This is a genomic window from Paenibacillus dendrobii (assembly GCF_009807035.1).
GTDB classification, from domain to species: domain Bacteria; phylum Bacillota; class Bacilli; order Paenibacillales; family Paenibacillaceae; genus Paenibacillus_AQ; species Paenibacillus_AQ dendrobii.
In genome coordinates, this window is record NZ_WUBI01000001.1 from 155,791 (window position 1) to 178,643 (window position 22,853).

General features: G+C 51.5%; 17 protein-coding genes. 13 read left to right on the plus strand and 4 right to left on the minus strand.

Annotation, left to right across the window (positions count from 1 at the left end):
- Positions 1–5 precede the first annotated feature (5 nt).
- From GRF59_RS00615 to GRF59_RS00630, 4 genes are all read left to right on the plus strand, one after another.
- Positions 6–1,643 (plus strand): response regulator transcription factor, encoded by a 1,638-nt coding sequence (locus tag GRF59_RS00615; protein ID WP_160495750.1) that lies wholly within the window; start codon positions 6–8, stop codon positions 1,641–1,643.
- A complete protein-coding gene (locus GRF59_RS00620; protein ID WP_160495751.1) occupies positions 1,636–3,498 on the plus strand; it encodes a cache domain-containing sensor histidine kinase in 1,863 nt (620 codons plus the stop codon). Before GRF59_RS00615 ends, GRF59_RS00620 begins: the two co-directional genes overlap by 8 nt.
- A gap of 56 nt (positions 3,499–3,554) precedes the next feature.
- A complete protein-coding gene (locus tag GRF59_RS00625) occupies positions 3,555–5,894 on the plus strand; it encodes a glycoside hydrolase family 95 protein (protein WP_160495752.1) in 2,340 nt (779 codons plus the stop codon).
- A 101-nt stretch (positions 5,895–5,995) separates the two neighbouring features.
- Complete coding sequence (locus GRF59_RS00630; RefSeq protein ID WP_202128460.1) at positions 5,996–7,315, plus strand: family 43 glycosylhydrolase; 1,320 nt, start codon at positions 5,996–5,998, stop codon at positions 7,313–7,315.
- 139 nt (positions 7,316–7,454) lie between these two features.
- Here GRF59_RS00630 and GRF59_RS00635 read toward each other — a convergent pair whose 3' ends face one another.
- Together GRF59_RS00635 and GRF59_RS00640 are read right to left on the minus strand one after the other, a co-directional pair.
- Positions 7,455–8,570, minus strand: coding sequence for a substrate-binding domain-containing protein (locus GRF59_RS00635; RefSeq protein ID WP_160495753.1), 1,116 nt, complete (start codon positions 8,568–8,570; stop codon positions 7,455–7,457).
- A 145-nt stretch (positions 8,571–8,715) separates the two neighbouring features.
- Entirely contained in the window at positions 8,716–9,546 is an 831-nt protein-coding gene (locus GRF59_RS00640; protein WP_160495754.1) for a helix-turn-helix domain-containing protein, read from the minus strand.
- Between the two features lie 226 nt (positions 9,547–9,772).
- On the opposite strand from GRF59_RS00640, the gene GRF59_RS00645 reads away from it, so the two are divergent.
- Both GRF59_RS00645 and GRF59_RS00650 read left to right on the plus strand, forming a co-directional pair.
- Complete coding sequence (locus GRF59_RS00645; RefSeq protein WP_237391570.1) at positions 9,773–10,459, plus strand: sugar phosphate isomerase/epimerase family protein; 687 nt, start codon at positions 9,773–9,775, stop codon at positions 10,457–10,459.
- A 16-nt stretch (positions 10,460–10,475) separates the two neighbouring features.
- The gene (locus GRF59_RS00650) at positions 10,476–11,606 is read left to right on the plus strand and encodes a Gfo/Idh/MocA family protein (protein WP_160495756.1); all 1,131 of its coding nucleotides are present in this window, start codon (positions 10,476–10,478) and stop codon (positions 11,604–11,606) included.
- A gap of 103 nt (positions 11,607–11,709) precedes the next feature.
- Here the strand turns inward: GRF59_RS00650 and GRF59_RS00655 are convergent, their stop codons facing one another.
- Complete coding sequence (locus GRF59_RS00655; RefSeq protein ID WP_160495757.1) at positions 11,710–12,210, minus strand: stalk domain-containing protein; 501 nt, start codon at positions 12,208–12,210, stop codon at positions 11,710–11,712.
- Between the two features lie 222 nt (positions 12,211–12,432).
- Between GRF59_RS00655 and GRF59_RS00660 the strand changes: the two genes are divergently transcribed.
- On the plus strand, positions 12,433–13,470 hold the full coding sequence (locus GRF59_RS00660) for a hypothetical protein (RefSeq protein ID WP_160495758.1): 1,038 nt from the start codon (positions 12,433–12,435) through the stop codon (positions 13,468–13,470).
- A 56-nt stretch (positions 13,471–13,526) separates the two neighbouring features.
- On the opposite strand, the gene GRF59_RS00665 is transcribed toward GRF59_RS00660, so the two are convergent.
- Positions 13,527–14,150 (minus strand): DUF1796 family putative cysteine peptidase, encoded by a 624-nt coding sequence (locus tag GRF59_RS00665; RefSeq protein ID WP_341479983.1) that lies wholly within the window; start codon positions 14,148–14,150, stop codon positions 13,527–13,529.
- Positions 14,151–14,238: 88 nt separating this feature from the next.
- Here GRF59_RS00665 and GRF59_RS00670 point away from each other — a divergent pair, with 88 nt between their 5' ends.
- From GRF59_RS00670 to GRF59_RS00695, 6 genes are all read left to right on the plus strand, one after another.
- Positions 14,239–14,646 (plus strand): hypothetical protein, encoded by a 408-nt coding sequence (locus GRF59_RS00670; protein WP_160495759.1) that lies wholly within the window; start codon positions 14,239–14,241, stop codon positions 14,644–14,646.
- Positions 14,647–14,969: 323 nt separating this feature from the next.
- Complete coding sequence (locus tag GRF59_RS00675) at positions 14,970–15,719, plus strand: sulfite exporter TauE/SafE family protein (RefSeq protein WP_160495760.1); 750 nt, start codon at positions 14,970–14,972, stop codon at positions 15,717–15,719.
- Positions 15,720–16,008: 289 nt separating this feature from the next.
- Positions 16,009–17,442, plus strand: coding sequence for an SWIM zinc finger family protein (locus GRF59_RS00680; RefSeq protein WP_160495761.1), 1,434 nt, complete (start codon positions 16,009–16,011; stop codon positions 17,440–17,442).
- Positions 17,443–17,469: 27 nt separating this feature from the next.
- Positions 17,470–19,335, plus strand: a complete 1,866-nt coding sequence (locus GRF59_RS00685; protein WP_160495762.1) for a HEAT repeat domain-containing protein — start codon at positions 17,470–17,472, stop codon at positions 19,333–19,335.
- A 15-nt stretch (positions 19,336–19,350) separates the two neighbouring features.
- Positions 19,351–20,451 (plus strand): ATP-binding protein, encoded by a 1,101-nt coding sequence (locus GRF59_RS00690; protein WP_160495763.1) that lies wholly within the window; start codon positions 19,351–19,353, stop codon positions 20,449–20,451.
- Positions 20,448–22,853, plus strand: coding sequence for a DUF5682 family protein (locus GRF59_RS00695; RefSeq protein ID WP_160495764.1), 2,406 nt, complete (start codon positions 20,448–20,450; stop codon positions 22,851–22,853). Before GRF59_RS00690 ends, GRF59_RS00695 begins: the two co-directional genes overlap by 4 nt.

Here is a 22,853-nt window from a genome sequence, read left to right on the forward strand (position 1 = left end):
GCATCATGATCAGTGTATTAATCGTTGACGACGAATATGAAATTCGCGAGGGACTACGAAGGCGCGTTCCCTGGCATGAATACGGAATCTCAGATGTGTTGGCGGCGGCGGACGGCGATGAAGCCCTGCAAACGGCCAGGCGGCATCAGCCCGATCTGATCGTCACGGACATCAAAATGAACCGGATGTCGGGGCTCGAATTTCTGTCGGAACTGCATACTTTACCGAATTACCTTTGGAAAGCGGTGCTTATCAGCGGATACGACGATTTCAGCCTGGTCAAACAGGCTATCCAGCTCGGCGCGATGGACTATATCCTCAAACCGATCAAAATGGAAGAGCTGGAGCGCATTGTGCGTAAAGCGGTTGAAATGATCGAGCGGGAAAGGCTGCAGCAGCAAAACCATGAGCATCTGGCTTACCAGGTTCAGTTTGCCGAACCGAAGCTGCAGGAGGAACTGCTGCGGGAGCTGGCGGAGAACGAATATGATCCTTACCGTGAAACCCGTGTCTTCTACCGTTTGCAGTCTTTGAGGCTGGATTGGATGAAGGCGATGCCGCTGCTCATGATGGCGATCGAGGGTGATGATCTCAAGGCGCTGCCAGCCCGGCCGGGCTTGCTGGACGAAAAGGAGCTGGTGCTGTTCGGCATCGGCAACGTTGTCAGCCATACCTTGGCCGAACAAATTTCCGTGCCCTCGGTCCTGTTCCGGGATACGCATGAGCGGTGGATCGCCGTGATTGGATCTCCCGATCCGGATGCGGCGGAAAGATATCACGCGATCGCCGAAACTTGTCTGGAGCGAATCAACCAATTCGTGAAGGTGAAGGCCAGCATCGGGATCAGCCCGGCTCCCAAAGAGCTGAGCAAGCTGCATCTGCTTTACACGGAGTGTGCCGATTCCCTCGAGCAAAAGGTCGTCTGCGGTGGTAACCGGATCTTCGTCGGCAGCGTGGACGATGGCGCGGCGGAGGTCGGAAAGCTGACGATCCGTGAGCCCGCGACGGTTTTGGATCTGGTGAAGTACGGCACCGACGAAGACGTGAGGGAGTCCATGAACGACTTCGAGGACATGGTGAAATCATGGGAGCTTCCGAATCTCAAGGATATCCAGCAGCAGCTCTTCAAGTGGCTCATGGGCATCTACCGCGCGGCTGCTTCGGCAGGATGGCCCGTCCGGACATGGGAGCAAGACCCGATTGGCCTGTGGGAACAGCTGGAGCAGTACGACACGCTGCAATCGCTTCAGGATCAGATGGAAAACCTGCTTCTGTCGCTGGCCGGGGATTTCCGCAAGATGGCGAGCTCGTCCAGCCAGATCGTGCAGGAAGCCGAAAAAATGATCCGCTCCCGTTATGCCGAGAACCTGTCGCTCCAGTTGGTCGCCGATGCCGTTCACGTGACGCCGATCTGGCTCAGCAAGCTTTATAAGAAAGAAAAGGGCCGGACATTCATCGAGGAACTGACGAATGTGCGCATTGCTGAGGCCAAGGATATGCTGGGCGACATGAAATTCAAAATTTATCAGGTCTCCCATCAAGTGGGTTACAAGGATCCGGTCCACTTTACCAAGCTGTTCAAAAAGCAAGTAGGCGTCACGCCCAAGGAATTCCGCCGCCTGCGAGGAATTCTGGATGATTAAGTCCTTACTGCGGCTCTCCTCATCCTTACGGAATCGGATCATCCTGATTTTTTTCGCCATCACGATCGTTCCGTTCATCTTGTTCTCTGCCTATGCCCATACCAAGTCGGTGGAGGGGATCCAGCAGGCCAACGCCACGTTTACCATGAGTTATCTGGTGCAGTCCAAGATCAACCTCGAGGCGTACGTGGACAAGCTGAACGAACAGATGAACGAGCTGATCGGCGACAAGCAGCTGCAAAGCCTGCTGGAGCAACCTCCGGCCAGCAGCCAAGACGAGGTATCCGCTTCGGTGGACCTCCTGAATATCGTATATCAGAAGAAAAAACAGATGGACGCCCTGCAGCTGCGCGTCTATCCGCTGAATGCCGACGCATATCCCACCTACTTAAGGGCGCTGGAAGTGACGTCTTCCACGCGTAAGGAGGACTGGTTCCGGGATGCGGCCAACAGCACGCTTCCATTCTGGCATTTGTCCGTACATGGAGGACCCAATAACGGTCCGCTGGTGTCCTATGTCAAGACGTTCACCAGCCTGCATAACCGGACGCCGCGCGGGCTGGTGGTGGCCGATCTGGCGGATAACCACTTCAGCCGGTTTTTCTCGCCGACCAAACGCCTTCAGGGGCAAAAATTCCTGATCGTGGACGAGACGGGCAGCATTGTGTACGACTCGGCAGGGAACCAGTGGACTGGGGAGCTGTTGCCTTCCGCGAAATTGCTCGAGATGCGGAATGTCGCCAAGGAGGGCGTGGAGACACTGTCCATTTATAATGAGAAGAATTTAATCGCCTTTGTCCGCATGGACAGCCTGCCGTGGACCATCTTGAGCCTGACGCCGATGCAAGCCTTGTCCGAACCGCTCGCAGCGATGCAGCATCTGTTGATTTTTTTCCTGATCGCTTACATGATTTGCACCGTTGGGGTTGTCATCTATCTTACGCGGAACTTTACCCAGCCTGTGTTCCAGTTGGTCAAGTTGATGCGCAAGCTGGAGGATGGGGACATGCGCATGTGGATTCCCCATCAGAACCGCAAAGACGAGATTGGATGGCTCTTCCGTGGCTTTGACAGTATCGTGCGGAAGATCGAGGACCTCATCGCCCAATCGACGCTTGCGGAGCGGACGAAACGGGAGCTGGAATTCCAGGTGCTGAGCCATCAGATCAATCCGCATTTTCTATACAACACGCTGGAGTCGATCCGCTGGAAAGCAGAGAACCACGGACGCAACGATATCGGCGAAATGGTATCCGCGCTGGGAAACTTGCTGAGGCTCAGTTTGAACCAAGGCAAGGACATTACGACCGTAGGACGCGAGATTGAACAGGTAAAGGCTTACGTGCAGATTGAGCAAGCCCGGATCGGCATGCCGCTGCGCGTGCTGTATTTTTTCGATGAAGAGCTGTTGGATATGACGTTTATGCGGCTGCTGCTGCAGCCTTTGGTCGAGAATGCGATCCAGCACAGCATCCGGGGCAACTTCGAGAAAGGCAAGGTCATTCTCTCCGGTCGCGTGGAAGAGCGGGATTTGGTCATCGATATTACCGACAACGGCAAGGGAATTCCGGAAGAGGTGATTAAGGGATTGAACGAAACGGGCGCCCATCGACAACCGGCAGGCCGTTCCGGCGTCGGCTTGCGCAACGTCAACGAGAGACTGAAAATCTATTTTGGCCAAGCATACAAGCTTCAGATAGAAACTAAAGAAGGCAAAGGAACCAAAATTACGATTCGGCATCCGATCCTGCCGACCGGCGACGAGAATCAGGCTGAAACGTCCGGAGACCTTGATCTTTCTAAAATGGAAGGGAGAAGGAGCGGCGGTCCAGGTTCGTCCAGGTCGGCTGGTTGAAGGATGAACCGAAATAACTGAAGTCCGACATTAGATATGAAAGAGAGGTTTTACCCATGTCTGAGACATCACTTCAAACGGATTTCGATCGCCCAGTCCTATGGTTCGACGAGCCGGCCCAACGTTGGGAGGACGGAATTCCGGTCGGCAACGGCAGGCTTGGAGCCATGATTTATGGAACGTCTGACCAGGTTCGCATCGCGCTGAACGAAGATAGCTTATGGTATGGAGGAGCGCGAAACCGGAACAATCCGGATGCGCTTAAACATATGCCAAAGATTCGGAAGGATCTATTGGAAGGACGTGTCCAGGAAGCGGAGGAACTGGCCGTCATGGCTTTGTCGGGCGTTCCGGAAAGCCAGCGGCACTACGTTCCGTTAGGCGAAGTGGAGCTATCTGTAAGGCATTCCGGAGAAGTCGCCGCGTATGCGCGGGAACTGGATTTGATGACCGGCGTGGCAACCATTCGTTATCTGGCTGCGGGGGTTCAATACGTGCAGGAGCTTTTCGTAAGCGCGCCGGATCAGGCCCTCGTCATTCGAATCCGCGCCGATGTTCCACGCGCCGTAAGTTTTAGCGCCCGCATGAAGCGGGGAACGACCAACCGCGAATACGATGCATTGGTCAAAGTCAATGAACGCACGCTGATGATGAAAGGCAGCGGAGGGGGAGCAGACGGCTCGGCTTTCAGCACGGCCTTCCAGTTAAGCGCGGACGGCGGGTGCTGTACGATCATTGGCGAGCATGTAAGAGTGGAGCAGGCCGATTCGGTCGTCTTGATCGTCACGGCAGCCACGGGATTTCGATTCGCGGATCCGGATTTGCAAGTGCTGAAGACGGCAGATGCCGTATCCCGATGCCCTTACGAGCTGGTAAAGCAGCGTCATATGGACGATATGCGCTCGATCATGGAACGCGTGTCCATTCGTTTAGGAAGCCGGGGCGCGGGGAACGACGACGAACGGCCGGAAGTCCTGCCGACGAATATACGCTTGCAGCGCATCCGGGAGGGAGAGACGGACCTGGGGCTGATCGCGACTTATTATCAGTTTGGGCGATACCTGCTGGCAGCTTCCAGCCGTCCGGACTCGTTGCCGGCCACGCTGCAGGGAATATGGAACGATCAGTTTCTTCCCCCATGGGACAGCAAATACACGATCAACATCAACACGCAAATGAATTACTGGCATGCAGAAGCTGCTAATCTGAGCGAGTGCCACGAGCCGCTCTTCGAGCACATCGAACGCATGCGTGAGCCCGGAAGGCGAACGGCGCGGGAAATGTACGGATGCCGCGGGTTTGTCGCGCATCACAATACGGATGTTTGGGGAGATACGGCTCCGCAGGATTTATATATACCGGCTTCCTATTGGCCGATGGGGACTGCTTGGCTATGCCTCCATCTGTGGGAACATTATTCGTTTGGCCGGGACCTCGATTTTTTAAGCCGGGCTTATCCGATCCTGAAGGAAGCAGCGGAGTTTTTCGTGGATTTTCTGGTCGAGCTGCCCGATGGCCGACTTGTGACCGTGCCTTCGGTTTCCCCGGAGAACACCTATGTGATGCCTGACGGCCGCCATGGAAAGCTGTGCGCCGGCCCATCGATGGACAGCCAGATTCTGCACGAGTTGTTTGGCGCCTGCATCGAAGCAGCCCGGATTCTTGGCATCGATCAGGACTTAGCAGGCACATTAGCCGACCTTCGCAATCGGCTGCCGCAGCCGCAGATCGGCAAGCATGGTCAACTGCTGGAATGGCTCGAAGATTATGAGGAAGCAGAGCCCGGCCACCGGCATATTTCCCATTTATTCGGCCTTCATCCCGGCACGCGCATTTCGAAACATGCCACGCCGGACTGGGCTAAGGCGGCACGCGTCACGCTGGAGCGCCGGCTCGCGCACGGCGGCGGCCATACCGGTTGGAGCCGGGCATGGATCATCAATCTCTGGGCGAGATTGGAGGACGGGGAAAAGGCTGGCGAGAATGTGCTGGCGCTTCTTGCCCATTCCACGCTGCCGAACCTGCTCGATAACCATCCGCCGTTTCAAATTGACGGCAATTTTGGCGGAGCGGCCGGCATTGCCGAAATGCTGCTGCAAAGCCATATGGACGAGCTGCACCTGCTGCCGGCACTTCCTGCCTCCTGGGGGGACGGGGAGATCAAAGGCTTGCGGGCAAGAGGAGGATTCGAGGTCGATTTGCGATGGGCAAAAGGCCATCTGAAGCATGCGCTCATTCGTGCCGGTCATGACGGACCGTGCCGAATCCGAACCGCATGCGAGGACATCGAGCTGCTTCGGAACGGAATCAAGGCGGAGATCCAAAGTCATGGGAACGGGGTCTGGAGCTGGGACGCTTCCAAAGGTGACCGCTATGATCTTCATCCATCGCATTAAAAACCAAAGTTGCAGCAAACGGTGTCACCGTGTAAAATGATGATTAGAATTATATATCAAACTAACTAATATGATATATCATAAGAGAGGGGAAACTAATATTGAGCACTCAGGGTATTCCAAAAGCTTTTGTGAAACATGCCGGTCAAAATCCGGCCATTACCAGCATTTACACGGCCGATCCGTCGGCGCATGTGTGGGATGACGGAAGAATATACATCTATGCTTCCCATGACGTCGATCCCCCGCGAGGCTGTGATCTCATGGACGCTTATCATGTTTTTTCCTCGGACGATCTGGTGAACTGGGTGGACGAAGGCGAAATCCTTCATTCGCGCGATGTGAAGTGGGGACGGCCGGAAGGCGGGTTTATGTGGGCTCCCGACTGCGCATATAAAAACGGCATGTATTATTTCTATTATCCTCATCCCAGCGGATCCGACTGGAATGATACATGGAAAATTGGGGTTGCGACAAGCGACAAGCCGGCCAGCGGCTTTACCGATCAGGGCTACATCGAGGGCTTGGGAGGCTTCGCGATGATCGATCCGTGCGTGTTCGTCGACGAAGACGACAGAGCCTACATGTATTACGGGGGAGGCAGCAAATGCCAAGGCGGAGAATTGAACGAAGACATGGTATCCATCAAAGGAACGATGCTGGACATGACTGGTCTGGAGGATTTTCATGAAGCCGCATGGGCGTTCAAGCGTAACGGGCTCTACTATTTGACGTATGCCGACAATTTGGAGGGTAACAATCGGATGCGTTATGCAACAAGCGATCATCCGCTGGGTCCGTGGACGTACCGCGGTATTTTCCTTGAGCCGACCGGATGCTCAACGACGCACGGATCGGTTGCCGAATACAAAGGGCAGTGGTATTTGTTCTACCATAACCAGGACATTTCGGGACACGGCAACTTACGAAGCGTATGCATCGATAAATTGAATTTTAACGAAGACGGAACCATTCAAACCGTCGTCCAAACCAAGGAGGGCTTCAAGCCTGTAGGCGAAACGCCGGTGTCGGAAGCGTCCGTTTCCTATCCGGCGGCAGATGGGTTCACGGGCGGAGGCGCAGCGATCGTGCAGACGACGGCGGCAGAACCGGTTGTCCGCGGTTTGGAAGCCAAGGGCGCCTATTGTGAATTTCGTCAGATCGACGGCGGCAGCGGCGGTCGCGCCACGATTTATATTCACTACGGCACGACCGAAGCTTTGGCGAAAGTCAGTCTTGACGTCAACGGCCACGATTATTCCCTGATTAACGCACCTTCCACGGGAAGCGCCGAGCTTTGCCAGGGCATTGCGTATTTCACCGTCCGATTGAAGCCGGGCAGCGATAATACGGTCAAGCTGACGGGCGGACATGGCGATATTGCTGTGAGCGGATTGACGTTAAGTCTTTTTAACGAATAAAAGAACATCGGAATGATACAAAACGGCCCCTCGGTCCAGGATCCTGCGAAAAGGCTTGATCCGGACACGAGGGGCCGTCGTATGTTCATGAACGAAAGCTTATGAAAATGGTAGGGTTGCCCGGTCTCGGCGCGACACCTCAATCCTCCGCAGGTGCGGTGGACGCGCGGGGAACGAGGTCGACAGGGACGACTTTGCTTACCGGATGGGCCTCGCCGCTCATCAGAAGCTCAGCCATCGTATCGCCGATGACGGCAAAATTTTGATCGACGGACGTGATTTGCGCGCTGCCGGTTACCGCCCATTCGATATTGTCAAAGCCGGTAATATTCATCTGCCCGGGCACCTGGATTGAAAGCCCGAGACAGCACATATACACGTTGAAGGCGACCTCGTCGTTTTCGCATTCGATGGCGGTTACGCCCGATTTATGCAGCCCATTAATGATATGCTTCAGCATATGGTAATCCGGGTTCACGTTCAGTTTGACATGTTCGTCAGGAACCTCCAGCCCATGGTCCTTCATGCATTGAACGAATCCGTTATAGCGGTCGGCCACGCTGGACGCTTCAGACGGAGAGAAGCGGGATACGTAGGCGATCCGGCGGTGACCGTAATCGATGAGATGACGGGTCAGCATGTACCCGCCTCCGAAATTATCGCACACGACGCTGCTCAAATATTCAATGTCATGCGGTTTGTCCAGAATAATCACCTGTTTGCCGTGATCCGCGAACATTTTCATAATATCCAAATACAGCTCGCTGCCGGACGGATAAAGAACGAGGCTATCCGCATCTTGGGCGAACAGGCGAAGGAGGAGGCTTCGCATTTTCATAGGGGAGGGCTCGCAAACATGCAGGGCCAGATGGATGTTTGCCCCTTCCAGCCGCCGGGTCGCGGCTTCGACGATGCGAAAAAATCCGCCTTGGTTCGCGGCAAACGGCAATATCACGGGGATGGTTCTTGCGCTGCGCAACATCCCCTCGGAAGAGGCGGTATCCAGGCCTGACGCGTCTGCGGCAGGAGGGGCGAGGCGCACGAAGCTTCCGACGCCGCGCTTGCGGTAAAGGATTCCCGCCGTTTCCAGATCCTCGATCGCCCGCTTGGCCGTAATGCGGCTTACGCCGTATTGCTCGGACAAGCTCTTTTCCGTACAGATCGGCTTGTCGTAGCGGAACTGGTGGTTTTCGATCTGCAAAAGTATATCGTCTTTGATCATTTGATATAATGATTTGGTTTGACCCTTAGGCATAATTTTCTCCGATTCTCATCCAATTTGAGCGTTTCCTCACCTTATCAGCGCCATATACTCAATCTTTTTCTGCGCATGGGTAAACGAACGTATCTCTTTCATTTAGTATATCAAAGTAATTCGATTTTTCAATTTATTGCAGGCTTTACTTCAAAAGCATCGGGTTCTGCTTGACGGAAGGGGAGTACCCCAGCACCTTTTTATAGGCACGGAAAAACGTAGAATAATCGCCAAAGCCTACGGAAGCGGCAGCCTCGCTGGCCGTTTGGCCCTGCAGCATCAGGTTTTGCGCCATGACCACCCGTTTATGGACCACGTAGTTGCCTACGGTCGTTCCGGTTGCTTTTCGAAAAACCTTGTTCAAATGATGCTTGCTGATATAGAATGCGGCGGATAGATCGTCCAGCGTAAACGAATCGGAAATGTGGTCGTTCAAGTAAGCGATAATGTCCGATACGGTTCGGGCGGAAGATGATGCATCGGCTCGCGGCTGTAGCGAATAGCCGAACATCAGGATTTGCGACAAAAGGGCTTCGAGACGCACGCGCAGTACGAGATTACGAATGGTCTCGTCGGCGAGGCGTGCATCCATCAATTGCTTGAAAAAAGGATAAAAAAGCTCTCCGTCAAGGTCCTTATAATAGATTCTCGCCATGCCTTGTTCGGCATGAAACGGGCGCAGCAGCGTGGATTGATTCTCCGGCGGCAGAAGAGCAGGGACGAAATGAAGAGAAATCCTTTCATAGGGAGACTCGCTTTCGATTTTCACCCCATGAAAAACATGGGGAGCGATCAACAGCAGGCTGTGCGGCTCCGGAACGTATCGCGTCCCCTCCACCAGGTAACTGACATCCCCTGCAATGAAATAGAACACCTCATAATAATTATGGCAGTGTAGAGCGTATGCGTCGGTTCGCTGCACATCCACGGCATGATGAAGAATGATTGCGTCGGTATGGATATTTATGGGGAGCATCCGTCTCCTCCTCTGATATCAATCGTGGTTTTAGTCTAATGAACGACCGCTATTTTTGCAAGGTAGAAGAACGGTTTTGCAATGGTGAATCCCTATGGGAAACGTATAATGAAGGATATGGGCATAGGAAATAATGATTGGAAAGGAGCCGATTTTTTTGAATTTAGGCGCACAGTTGTATACGGTACGATCCTTTTTACAAACGGAAAAAGATATTCGGCGAACATTGCAAAAAATTGCGGAAATAGGCTATACCACGGTTCAAGTCTCCGCCTTGGGGCCTATCGAGCTCCGAACTTTAAAAGAGATATGCGATGAACTGTCGCTTCAAATCGTTCTGACGCATACCAATCCGGACCGGATCCTGAACGAAACCGACCGGGTCATCGAAGAGCATGACATATTGGAATGCAATTACATCGGGATCGGCGCGATGCCGGATAAATACCGGGGGTTAGATTGGTACAGCTATTTCGCCGAAGATTTCGGGGAAGCCGCAGGTCGGATTGCCGAGGCGGGCAAGCTGCTGATGTATCACAACCATCATTTCGAATTCGAGAAAATCGACGGCAAGCGGCTTATCGAGCGTCTGATCGAAGATTTCTCGCCTGAAGAAATGGGCATAACGCTTGATACGTATTGGGTTCAAGCCGCCGGCGCGGATGTGTGCGAATGGATCGATATTTTGAAGGATCGGCTTCACTGCGTGCATTTAAAGGATATGTCCGTTCAGGGCACGCAGCAGGTCATGGCTCCGGTCATGGAAGGAAACATGAATTTTAGAGGTATTTTGAAAGCGCTCGAAAAAGCTAATACAAAGCATCTGCTCATCGAGCAGGACGTCTGCCAGACGAGTCCGTTTGACTGCCTAAAGGCAAGTTATGATAATTTGGCTGCCCTCGGCTACCGCTGAGGAGAAAGGGGACAGGATGATCACATTACGCATTGGCATCATCGGGCTCGGAAACATGGGCTCGGATCATGCGAAAAAATTGATTCGCGGCACGGTGCCCGAAGTAGAGCTAACGGCCGTTTCGGATATCGATCCCAACCGGCTTGAGGTGACCAGAGCTTACTTGCCAGAGACAGTCGGGTTCTTTGGCCGTCCGGAAGACTTGATGGACAGCGGTCTATGCGACGCGTTAATTATCGCGACCCCGCATTACGACCATCCAAGACTCGCAATCCAAGCCTTTGACCGAGGAATGCATGTCTTATGCGAAAAGCCTGCGGGCGTGTACACGAAGCAGGTCAGGGAAATGAACGAGCGGGCGCAGGAAAGCGGGTTGGTGTTCGCCATGATGTTCAACCAGCGGACGAATCCGTTATACCGGAAAATGCATGAGCTCGTCCACGGCGGTCAGCTCGGCGCCATCAAGCGGGTGAATTGGATCATTACCGATTGGTACCGGACGCAGGCTTATTACGATTCGGGGAGCTGGCGGGCCACTTGGACCGGCGAAGGCGGCGGAGTGCTGATCAATCAATGCCCGCATAATCTGGATCTGCTGCAGTGGATATGCGGCATGCCGTCCAAGGTCCGAGCCTTCTGCCATCAAGGCAAGTGGCATGACATTGAGGTGGAAGACGACGTGACCGCTTATCTGGAGTTTCCGAACGGGGCGACAGGGGTATTCATCACGACAACCGCCGACTTGCCGGGTACGAACCGCCTTGAGATTACCTTGGAGATGGGAAAGCTCGTATGCGAAAACAATACGCTGACGCTGCATAAGCTCAGCCAAAACGAACGGGTGTACTGTTTCGAGTCGAAAGAGGGATTCGCGCAACCTTCCGTTGATGTGTCCGTGGTGCCAGCTGAAGGGGACAACAGCCAGCATATGGGCATCATCGCTTCGTTTGCAAAGGCCGTGCTCACTGGAGCGCCTTTGATTGCCCAAGGGGAAGAAGGCATCCGGAGCTTGATGTTATCCAATGCGATGCATTTGTCGAGCTGGACGGCCGAAACCGTCCAGCTCCCCATAGACGAGGAGCTTTATTGGCAGGAACTGAATAAGCGGATCGAAGAATCCTCATTATCGAAAGCACAGCACAATTAAAGGGATAAAGTTTCGGCATTAACGTATTTCTAACCGCAAAATTCTTCTATAAATAATCATATACTTCTAAACTGTCGGTCACGATTACGCGATAGACTGCGAATTACAATTCCTTTCTTTCCCCGGTGATCATATCCTCATGATAGACTTTCGCAGTCGTCTTTGTGACGCTGTACCAGCCATATGTGGCAATATGATCAGGATAATCCTCGAAAACATGTATGGAATATTCTTTGTCATCGGCGCTGTCGATCATCATTTTCAGATGATACTTGTCAGCGTCTTTTTTTATTTTCTGGTAGACCAGCTCCATGGCTTTGTCTTCGCTGATGGCCGTTGTGACAGGCTGTTTGCCGATGTACAAATCGCTGCCTTGCAAAGCGACATCTTTGCCTATGGACTCGGATACAGGCCGAATCGGCACGTAAGTGGTTCCTTTATAGATGAAGGCTTCGGCTGATTTGGTTTTGGTTCCGTCCATATATAAGCTGATGTTTTTCCAAACGACCTGAATGCTTGTGCCGGAGGCTGCAAAAGCGGTCACGCCCGTTGCCATGGAGCCCATTAGGAGTCCGAGCAGGAGCCCTTTCAGCTTGTCTTTCATGCCATTAACCTCTTTTCTGTAAAAAATGATATTCTTATTATAGTGGCGAATAACATTTCTTGGAAGGATTATCGATGTATAAGTATGGGAAAAAACGTCGAAATGATAGATATTCTGCGATTGCCCGAGAAATAAAAAGGTAAGGCATATGGGAGCGACGTTTGCGGATAGGATGATCATAAGTATATTTCATATCCTAGATGGCAGGAGATGTTCACTTTGATGCGAATCGGATTAGCAAGAGAAAATGCATCGGTTTGGGTATATGATTATGCGCGAAAAGATGAAGGATATCTAGGTGCCTACTTCAGCGGGTCGACGGTTGGGCGGTCCGATGAGGATATGTTGCCCGTGGGTTCCGATGTGGATATTGTCGTCGTCAAAGAGGGAGAACTGCCTCCGCAGAAGCTAGGAAAATTCATGTTCCGGAATACGTTGATCGAGGTGACTTATATATCATCGGAGCAGCTGGAATCGGCGGAACGGGTTTTACGGAGCTACCACCTCGCGGGAAGCTTCCGTATGAATACGCTGATTGATGATCCCACGGGAAAACTCAGCCTGCTTCAAGCGCAAGTTTCCAAACAGTTTGCGGAGAAGAAGTGGGTGCAGCTTCGCTGCGAGGAGGCGAGGAACCGGGTCCAAGCCGGCCTTTGCTCCTTGAATTCATCCAGCCCTTTATATGAGCAGGTCATGTCATGGTTGTTTCCGACGGGAGTAATGACGCATGTTCTTTTAGTGGCGGCTCTGCGCAATCCGACGGTAAGGCTGCGGTATTTGGCCGCGCGGGAAGTTCTTTCGGAATATGGGTACGAAGAGTTTTATCCGAAGCTGCTTCATGTGTTGGGATGCGAAGATTGGACGCCCTCCAAAGTACAGCGGCATGTAGACGGACTCGAACAGACCTTTGATACGGCGGCATCTGTCGCCCAAACGGCATTTTTTTTCAGCTCTGACATTACATCCGAAGCGCGTTCCATCGCCATTGACGGGAGCAGGGAGCTCATCCGGACAGGCAATCACCGCGAAGCGGTCTTCTGGATTACGGCTACGTTTGCAAGATGCCACCACATATTAGCCGCGGATGCTTCGGACGCAGTTAGGCGCTCGTTTGAGCCCGCTTTTGACTCGTTGCTGGTTGATTTGGGGGTACATACTCCTCAGGATCTTGTCCACCGCAGCGAAGAGGCCATTCGATTAATTCCGGAATTGTGGGAGATTGCAGAGAAGATCATGCTTGCCCATCCGTTAGTGACATAGTATAGGGGAATTCTTAAGGGCTAGTTCCTGTTTAAGAAATCAGAAAGTGAATCAATCTACGTTTTGCGTAACGAAATACAACCCAGGAGAGATTTCCATGCCTCGTAGTCGCCTTCCCAGGTGTTCCCGTGAGGGATTTGAACAATGGAAATACGATCACTGTCCGATGGCAGAGGTTTAATCCCTGATTCGCTGCCATTGAGGACAAAAAGAAAATGCAGATTCGGGTTCTGATACGCTTCGGTAACGGCATGATGAATTTTTAACGCGTCAGCCGGATCCGTTAGGGTCCGAATGAGGAACACCTTATCTTCGGAGGACAAGGCCGTTTCAAAACGGTGTATTCTCCGTTCAAGCTTTTCCCTGAAAACATGATAATCATGGAGCGGCGGCAGATTCGGGTTGTTTTTGAAATCATGGAAGGATAAGCAGGTGGTCTGCCTGTCGCGCACATAGTAGCAGTTCTTCGATTTGCCGTAAACCTCCAGATGTTCAAGTTCCATAAACCCATGAAAACGACTGGTTACAACCTTGCATACGGCGTTTGTCGACGCAAAGTTGAACCAATCCAGCGGACCTGCAACATTTCGCAAATGATTCCGTCTTAATTGGGAAGCCACCTGACAACTGTGGCCGAGACTAAAGATGATATCGAATGTTCGATTGATCAGTAGGCCCACCTCCTTCACTCTTAGATCGGTTTATCATATTCGATAGAGTCGGAAATGGATTGGATGAGGGCGATTCTGTGAAGGAGCTGAACTTGAGATGAGATGGGGAAGTATACATAAGTTCATGTTGGTTTTGATGATCCCGTTGCTGCTGTTCGGATGCGAACCAAGGGGTCAAGCGGCAGAAAATCAAGCGAAGACCGTTACCTCGGGTGTTTCGCATTCATGGGCATATGAGTTTGTGCATTGGAATGGTATCTCATACCGGGTTACCGATATCCAAGTGCCGCAAATGGAGCGGGAAGTAGGAAGGGTAGAGTCTCTCATTACAGAAGAGTACATTGTTGGGCAAGGCGTTTATTCGAATAGGTTTAGCGAGGGTACAAAACTATACTCGATTCCAGGCATAGATTCGGATGATGCGATTGCTGTGGAGGTAAACGGAGGTTATTACAAGATGATTAATACGGTTAAAGAGAGGGCGGAGCAGAAGAACCGGCAATAAATGAACATGATAGCGCTCGAAAAAGACTGTCTGTCTAACAGATAGTCTTTTTTCTTTTTTTCGGAAATGGATAACGGGTATTAGACGCGCTAGATTTGCCCTTGTAGACGTTTTGTCCTATAATTCAAATCCCTGTATTGATGTGGTTGTTTTCTCGTGAATTATAGGCAGTAGAGCGCGTTAAAATAGCTATTTTCATAGCATATTCGGTATGTTATGATTTCGAAACGACATGAGGAGGTAATGCATTTGCAAAGTCTATCTATTGAATATGATTTTACGAAGCGCGAAAAAAAGTTTGGGATGAACGGGGTGGTTCTTTAATGTCGATGTCGCTAATTATGCTTGCCGTAGCTGCGGTGTTTGTCGGTGCTTTAATGAGATCCATCTTTGGGTTCGGTGAGGCGATTGTAAGCATGCCGCTTCTTACCCTACTTCCGATTCCGCTGCAAACTTCGGTTTCCTTAATCGGATTAGCCGGATTAACCGTTGCCATCTTGACAGTCGTGAGTGGTTGGCGCCATATTGAACGGCCCGTTCTTCTCCGGCTCGCTATTTCGACTGTGATCGGGATCCCGGTCGGGCTTTATGTGTTGAATTCCATACCTTCCTATATCATCACATCCGGTTTAGGCATTTTTCTCGTTGGCTATGGAATGTATTGTCTATTGAAGAAGAGGCTCTCCAAAGCGATGGAACAACCTCGTCTGAACAGCCGCGGCTGGGTTTGGCCGTTCGGGTTCGCTTCCGGCGTATTAGGCAGCGCGTATAATATTAATGGCGTACCGGTGATGATCTATGGTACTTTGCGGCGGTGGAGTCCCGAGCGTTTACGTGGCACCTTGCAGGCGCATTTCCTGATCTCCGGTGTTCTGGTTGTCATTGGCCATGCGCTTGGGGGACTATGGACTGCTGACGCATTTATTTTGTATGCTTATTCGCTTCCTGTCATTCTTTTGGCGACGGGCCTGGGCGTACTGCTGAATAAACGAATTCCTGCGAAAAAATTTGAACGTATCCTATTTATCATCATTATAGCTTTAGGTATATTGTTATTGTTGCCGCGAGGATGATGTATTTGCATAAATGCGCAGAACAGTTCACATGGTTTAGGAAACAAATGGTAGGAAGTGCCCTGTTTATTTTATGGGATTAATCAAAACAGATTGATTTTGGTGCAAAACACCAGAATGGATCTGTTTTTTTATTTCCACGGTCACATCTAAAAATAAGAATGCATGTTCTTAAATAGGACTTAGGAGGGTAGGGGTATATTTGATTATTAGGTATGATTTAACTATTGGGTTTAATATCATAATCTTGGTTGTCACGCATTACATACCGAAGCAGGAGGGAATTCGTTTGATTGAAATTACAGAGACTTGGATTGATTCACTGGCGCCTAATAGTGCCGCAATCAAAAACGGGCATGATCTAATAAAAAAAGGGAAGTTTACCGTGCTTCATCAGTCAGAGGACCAGCAGGTGCTGTTCGGTTCATGCGCAGGGAGCGGAAAGACGCCTTATTCGCCATCCGCGGATTTCGTCATTCCGGATAAGCCGGTGATGCGCTGCAGCTGTCCGAGCCGGCAAATTCCTTGTAAGCATGTGCTTGGTTTGCTGTATGCCTATGCTGAAGGCAAATCCTTTTCCAGGGCCGCGGTTCCCGACGAACTGGCTGCCAAACGCGAGAAAGCCGAGAAGCGGGAAGAGAAGAAGGCGAAGGAAACAGCCGAAGGGAATGCAGCCAAGCCTAAAAAAGTGAATAAATCGGCACTGAAGAAAAAAGTCATCGCTCAACTGGAAGGATTGGATGTGCTGGAGAAGCTCATATTTTCATTGATACGCCGGGGGCTTGGAACGTTGGATGCCAAAGAGCTCAAAGTCATCCAGGAACATGTTAAGCAAATGGGAAGCTTCTATTTAAACGGCGCTCAGGTTCAGTTGCGCAAACTTCATATAATTTTGACTTCCGGCGGAAATCCGGAGCGTACATATAACTTGGCCGCGGAACAGTTTGCCGTCATCCATGCATTCATCAAAAAAGGCCGTGCACATCTCAATGCGAAGCTGGAGGATCCTGAACTGGCATTAGACCGTGAATCTAGCATTGAGGAATGGCTGGGCCATGCGTGGCAGCTGTCGGAACTGAAAGAAGCTGGTCTGGTCGGACCGGAGACGGAGTTAATCCAGCTATCCTTCCTTAGTTACGACGACGCTTCGCGAATGGAGTTTGTTGACAACGGTTATTGGATGCAAATGGACAGCGGTGAAATTCACTGTACCGTGCAGTACAGGCCCTATAAAGCTGCGAAACTCATGCGTGAGGAAGACAGTTTTTTTGAAGTGGCTCATGTCCCGATGCTCTACCGTTACCCCGGGGATATGAACCGACGCGTACGTTTTGAATCTTTTACCTCAAGAACTGTGGACCAACAGGACATCGCCCGGATACGGGAATATGCTGCTTCTTCTTACGTGGAGGCTGTCAAAAGAGTCAAGAATCAGCTGAAAAATCCACTGGGTGACCCGAATCCAGTTATGATGCTGCATGTGGAAAAGGTTGTTACAGATGATAATGGCCGTATATTCATCGTTGATGCTTATGGAGAAACGCTTGGACTTCAGGATCTGCTCGAAGACTCAACCGTTCATTTGTTGAATTACTTGCCTGAGTACAGTTTGAAGAATGTTGCCATGTTGGTCGTGTTTGAACATCAGACTCAAAGCGGGCAGCTGCGTGTGCAGCCGCTGAGTATCGTCAATGGGCAAGAGATTGTCCGCTTGCTTTATTAACTAGCAGAAATGGAGGAGATACGGAATATGAGTCAAACGTTGCTGATGGAGCTGAATGAGGAAGTCAGACGTCTATATATTGCCGGTAGCGATCTCGCTGCCGGAGATTACAGGCTGAAACGGCTGCTGCCTTCTTTTCAGCAGCTGGGTGAACGCGCCCCTGTATTCAAGAAGCTTGGTGAAGGAGTGCAAGCCTTAATCGAAACCGATCAAGGGAGTGCTACCGATTCTGCAAGGAAACTGCAGGATGTGAACCTGCTGCTGCATTCGGTATTACACACGCTAGGAAAGGGTTCTGCTGAGGGAGAGACAGTCCCCCTTAAGAGTACTCCACTGCCACTTCCAACCCGTTTGTCTTATCGCAAGCTATCTGCGGTCCGAACTGCGCTAACGACACGTGGAAGCGGACGTCATGAAGTAATTCTGGAAGCTTTCCGGGAAGGAATATTCCGTGATTTGAGACTGTTTCCGCTCGCCGTGGAAGCCTTGAACGACCCATATGTGGACATTGCGGAGTTCGCGATGACGGATATTTTGCCTTCATACGGACCGGCAATTGTCCCCCATCTGCTGGAGAGCTTTCAGCCCGCAGGGGGGAAGCTCGAATCACGCAAGCTGAACGTCATCGCGAAGAGCGGAGGACAAGGGGTCTTCGGCGTGGTATTCGAGGCTGCCCTATCGGGATCGGATGAGGTACGCATCACCGCGATTCGGCTGCTCGCAGGGCATCCGGAGTATGAGCAAGCCCTGCTGGACTTTAGCCGGGATAAAAAGAAGGGGATTCGTGAAGCTGCTTACCATGCGCTTGCGGACAGCGGATGGGAAAGCGCGGCGGAACGATTATACGAAGCGTTCAAAGGCAAAGACGGTGAAATCGTGAATTCTTCGCTATCCCGCTGTGCATCCCCGCTGCTTACGGGATGGCTTACCGGGGATTTCGCGGAACTATTGCATTCGCTTCCCGAGGTCATCGAAAACAAGCCCAAGACAGAAGAGATCTGGACGCAGGTCAAGCGTTACCTATGGGCGTTAAATCAGAAAGAGAATCCGGAACTCGAGAAACTATATCTGAATGTTCTGCGGAATTACAAATTGTATATGTTTAAACTAGGCTGGACATTTTTGGCCAATGAAGCGATGCAGTACATGAAAAAAACCGAATCCGAAGAGGGTTGGAGTCTCATGGTGGGGGCTGTGGAAATGGATTTGAAGAAGTATGCCGGAACCAGCTCCTACGCGCGCGAGATATTTATTAAAGCACAGCCCCTTTTGTCTCCCGAGAGATTATACGAGGAATATGCCAAAATTCTGTCGGATCGCAAACATGCTTCGGCGGTCAGCCGAAGCGCCAATTACTGCAAACAGCTTCTGGATACGATGGAGGAGATGGTCGTACTCCGAAGATATCAAGCATACAAGCAGGTCTGGACCTATGAAGAAAAAACAGGCTATACCTACCATGTAGAGATGCTGCCGCAGCATGAGATCATCGCAAACTGGGATCATCGGTGGCTCGACCATGTTCTCGAGCTGGATCACTTGGCGCTGGTCGGCGCATTTGCGCGTCCGGGACATGCGGAGGCCGTATCTTATTTGCTGGGCAAGCTGCGAAACTCTCCGGAATTCCGCAACCGTTTTGCCAATTTGGCAGTGATGGGACTGGTTCGTGCTGGCGTTGCTGGGAATCAGCTGCATGAGGCGCTCGTTCGTGCACTGGAAGATGAACGAAATACTGAATGCCATGAAATCGAACCGTTTTTATTTGAGCAGTTATGTTGCCTCCCGGCAAGTTATGCTGAGCGTATTCGGGCTGTACTGCCTAAATTCAAATCGAGTGCAGAGGAACAACTGGAATACATTTTAAAGAACATGGAGTCATCCATTCAATCATAAAGGAGTGTTACCCCGATGAGTACGGAACAAACCATGCAGGATATCATGCGGAGACCGTCCGAGCTGTTATACGAAGAGGAGATAAGTGCGTTAATTCGTGAGGATGAGGGCAAAATTCCAGCCGGGTGGCAAATGTCCCCCAAATCGGTATTGAAATTTATCGTCGGTGGCATGGCGGGCAAACAGGTCATTACCCCGAAATATATCGGCAATCCGCGCATTGTTGAAATGGCCATCGCTACGCTTGTGACGGATCGGGCGCTATTGCTCATTGGTGAACCGGGAACGGCTAAATCCTGGCTGTCCGAAAATCTGGCTGCGGCCATATATGGCAATTCCGGACTGGTTGTGCAGGGAACGGCAGGAACGACGGAAGAGCAGGTGCGCTACTCTTGGAACTACGCCATGCTGTTGGCGCAAGGACCTACGCCAGAGGCACTCGTGAAAAGTCCGGTGATGCGCGCCATGGAAGCCGGAGGAATTGCGCGGTTTGAGGAAATATCCCGCTGCGCTTCCGAGGTGCAGGATGCCTTGATATCCATATTATCGGAAAAGACGATATCCGTACCGGAGCTCGGTAAGGAGATGAACGCCCGCAAAGGTTTCAGCATTATTGCCACGGCCAATACCCGCGACCGCGGTGTGAATGAAATGTCGACGGCACTGAAGCGCCGATTTAATATTATTGTGCTGCCCGCACCTGCGGACCTTGAGACCGAAGTGGAAATTGTGAAAAAGCGGGTTGCCGAGATCGCGGCCTCTTACGATTTGCAGGCTGCGGTACCTGCAGACGAAGCTCTACAAAAGGTCGTGACCATATTCAGGGAACTGCGCAGCGGCATGACCCTCGATAAGAAGGAAAAGGTCAAATCTCCGGCAGGCGTGATCTCCACGGCGGAAGCCATTTCGCTGCTTACGAATAGCATGGCGCTGGCGGCAAGTTTTGGCAATGGGGAGATGACGGATGAAGATCTGGCAGCGGGTTTGCAGGGGGCCATCGTAAAGGATGACGACAAAGATCGTCTCGTATGGAAGGAATACTTGGATAACGTCATGAAGAAACGAGGAGCCGGCTGGCGCGGTCTGTATACGGCCTGCAAGGAGATGAATCAATGAAAGCGGCGCGAGGCGCTGGTGTGCATGTATTTGGCGTCCGGCACCTGTCACCGGCAGGAGCTTATCATATCGCGGAATATTTGGAACAGGTGCAGCCTACGGCCGTCTTGATCGAAGGACCCTCGGACGCAACGTCAGAAATCATGCATTTAACGAATAGCTCAACGAAACCTCCGGTTGCGATTCTCGCATTTACAGAGGAACTGCCGGTCCGCACCGTTCTCTGGCCATTTGCCGTGTATTCTCCGGAATATCAGGCAATGCATTGGGCCCGTCAGCATGGAGCTTACTGTGCCTTTATCGATTTACCTTCATCATCAGCGGTTTGTTTACAAGATATCCGCGGCATTGATGCGGGAGACGGTTACGGTGATTTAGAAACTGATGAAGATATCGAACATGAAACATCGGAAAAGAGTGATGGCAAGAATGATGAAGACGATGGGAATGAGGAGCAAAGCATCCCGGATGAATTCGGCAGAGACGGCGGTTCAATATACAACAGGATCGCAGAAATATCAGGAGAGGCTGATTACGATACATTTTGGGAACGAGGCTTTGAGCATAACCTGAGTCCGGATGCTTATCGTCAGACGATATTGGCGTATTCGAGTCAAATGCGGGAGCTAACAGAGGAGCAAGAGCGAAAGAGTCAAAAGCTGCAATATGCTTATAACGCGGTACGCGAAGCATATATGTGCCGACAAATTGCTGAAACCATCGCGGCAGGCCATCAGCCGGAGAAAATTGTGGTGGTTTGCGGGGCATATCATGCTTCTGCTCTAACCGATCTTTCAGCTCCCATGTCCGATGATGAATTGAAACAGCTGCCTTCCCGCAAGACGAAACGGACACTCATGCCTTATTCCTACTTGAAACTCTCTTCGCTTTCCGGATATGGAGCCGGCAATATAGCTCCGTATTATTTTGAATTGATGTGGGGACATATGCTTCAAGGAACGCTCGGGGAATTGCCGCATCATTATCTGTCTTCGGTGGCAGGCGATTTAAGAAAAGGCGGTACGCACCGCTCGACGGCTGAGGTCATAGAAGCTGTACGCCTGGCTGAATCCCTGGCAGCACTTCATGAGGGTATGGCTCCAACGCTCAGGGATCTAAGGGATGCAGCCAAAACGCTCCTTGGCCGGGGAGATCTCTCCGTCATTGCCGAATCATTGGCAAGAATAGAGGTCGGGACGGCGATCGGAGCATTGGCGGAGGGTGTCAGCCAGACGCCGATTCAGGAGGATATGAATCGCCAAATGAAGCGGCTGAAGCTTGAAAAATACAAAACGGCTGTTGCAAGCGACCTGGTCCTGGATCTGCGCGAGAACCGCAGGGTGTCTTCGGAAGAAGCAGCTTATCTGGACCTAAACCGATCAACCTGGTTCCACCGCTTGAAGCTGCTGGGGATTCATTTTGTCAAAGAGAACGGCAAATCACAGGATCAGGCTGCCTGGGCGGAGCACTGGGTTATCCAGTGGACTCCGGAAGTGGAGATTGAGGTCGTTGAATCCACGCTCCTCGGCGAGACCGTGGAAACCGCAGCAGGGTTTGTCCTGCAGCAGCGACTCGAGAATTGCGTAACCATCAAAGAGGCTTCTGCGCTTATTACCATCGCGTATGAATGCGGAATGATCCATCAAATGGAAGCTGGACGGAAGACCTTGCAGAGGCTTGCGGTCGAGAGTCAGGATGTCGTGCAGATCGCGGCAGCAGCGAGAAAACTGTCCGAGCTCATCCGGTTCGGCGGTATCCGCAGCATGAATACGCAGCCTCTTCTTCCCCTGCTCCAGCAACTGTTTATGCGTGCTTGTTTGTTTTTATTTGATGCCAGTCAATGCAATGATGAAGTGGCACAGGCCATGGCGGCGGCGATCAATGAATTGAACCATATTGCATCGGAACATAGCGAAGAGGTTGATGAGCCGCTGTGGATTCAAGAACTGGGCCGTTTATCCGACCGGGATGATGCCCATCCACGCCTATCGGGACTTGCCTGTGCGATTTTGCTGGAGCGGGGCGACATCTCGGCAGAACAATGTGCTGCCGAGGTATCCCGCCGGTTATCCCCAGGCATATCGGCAGATCTTGGTGCAGGCTGGTTTGAGGGACTGGCGATGCGTAACCGTTATGCCCTTATATCGCGAATGAGCTTGTGGGAACAGCTGAACGAATATATTTGTACACTCGAGGACGAAGAGTTTTTGCGTGCGCTTGTGTTTTTGCGGCGTGCATTTAGCGTTTTTAGCCCGAAAGAGAAAACGATGGTTGCCGAGCTGCTCGGCGAGTTGTGGGGTGCTGACACGGAGCAGGTCGCTGAAATACTCATGGATGACTTGAGGGAGGAAGAGGCACAGATGTTAAATGAATTGAATGATTTTGATTTTGAGGACTTTTAG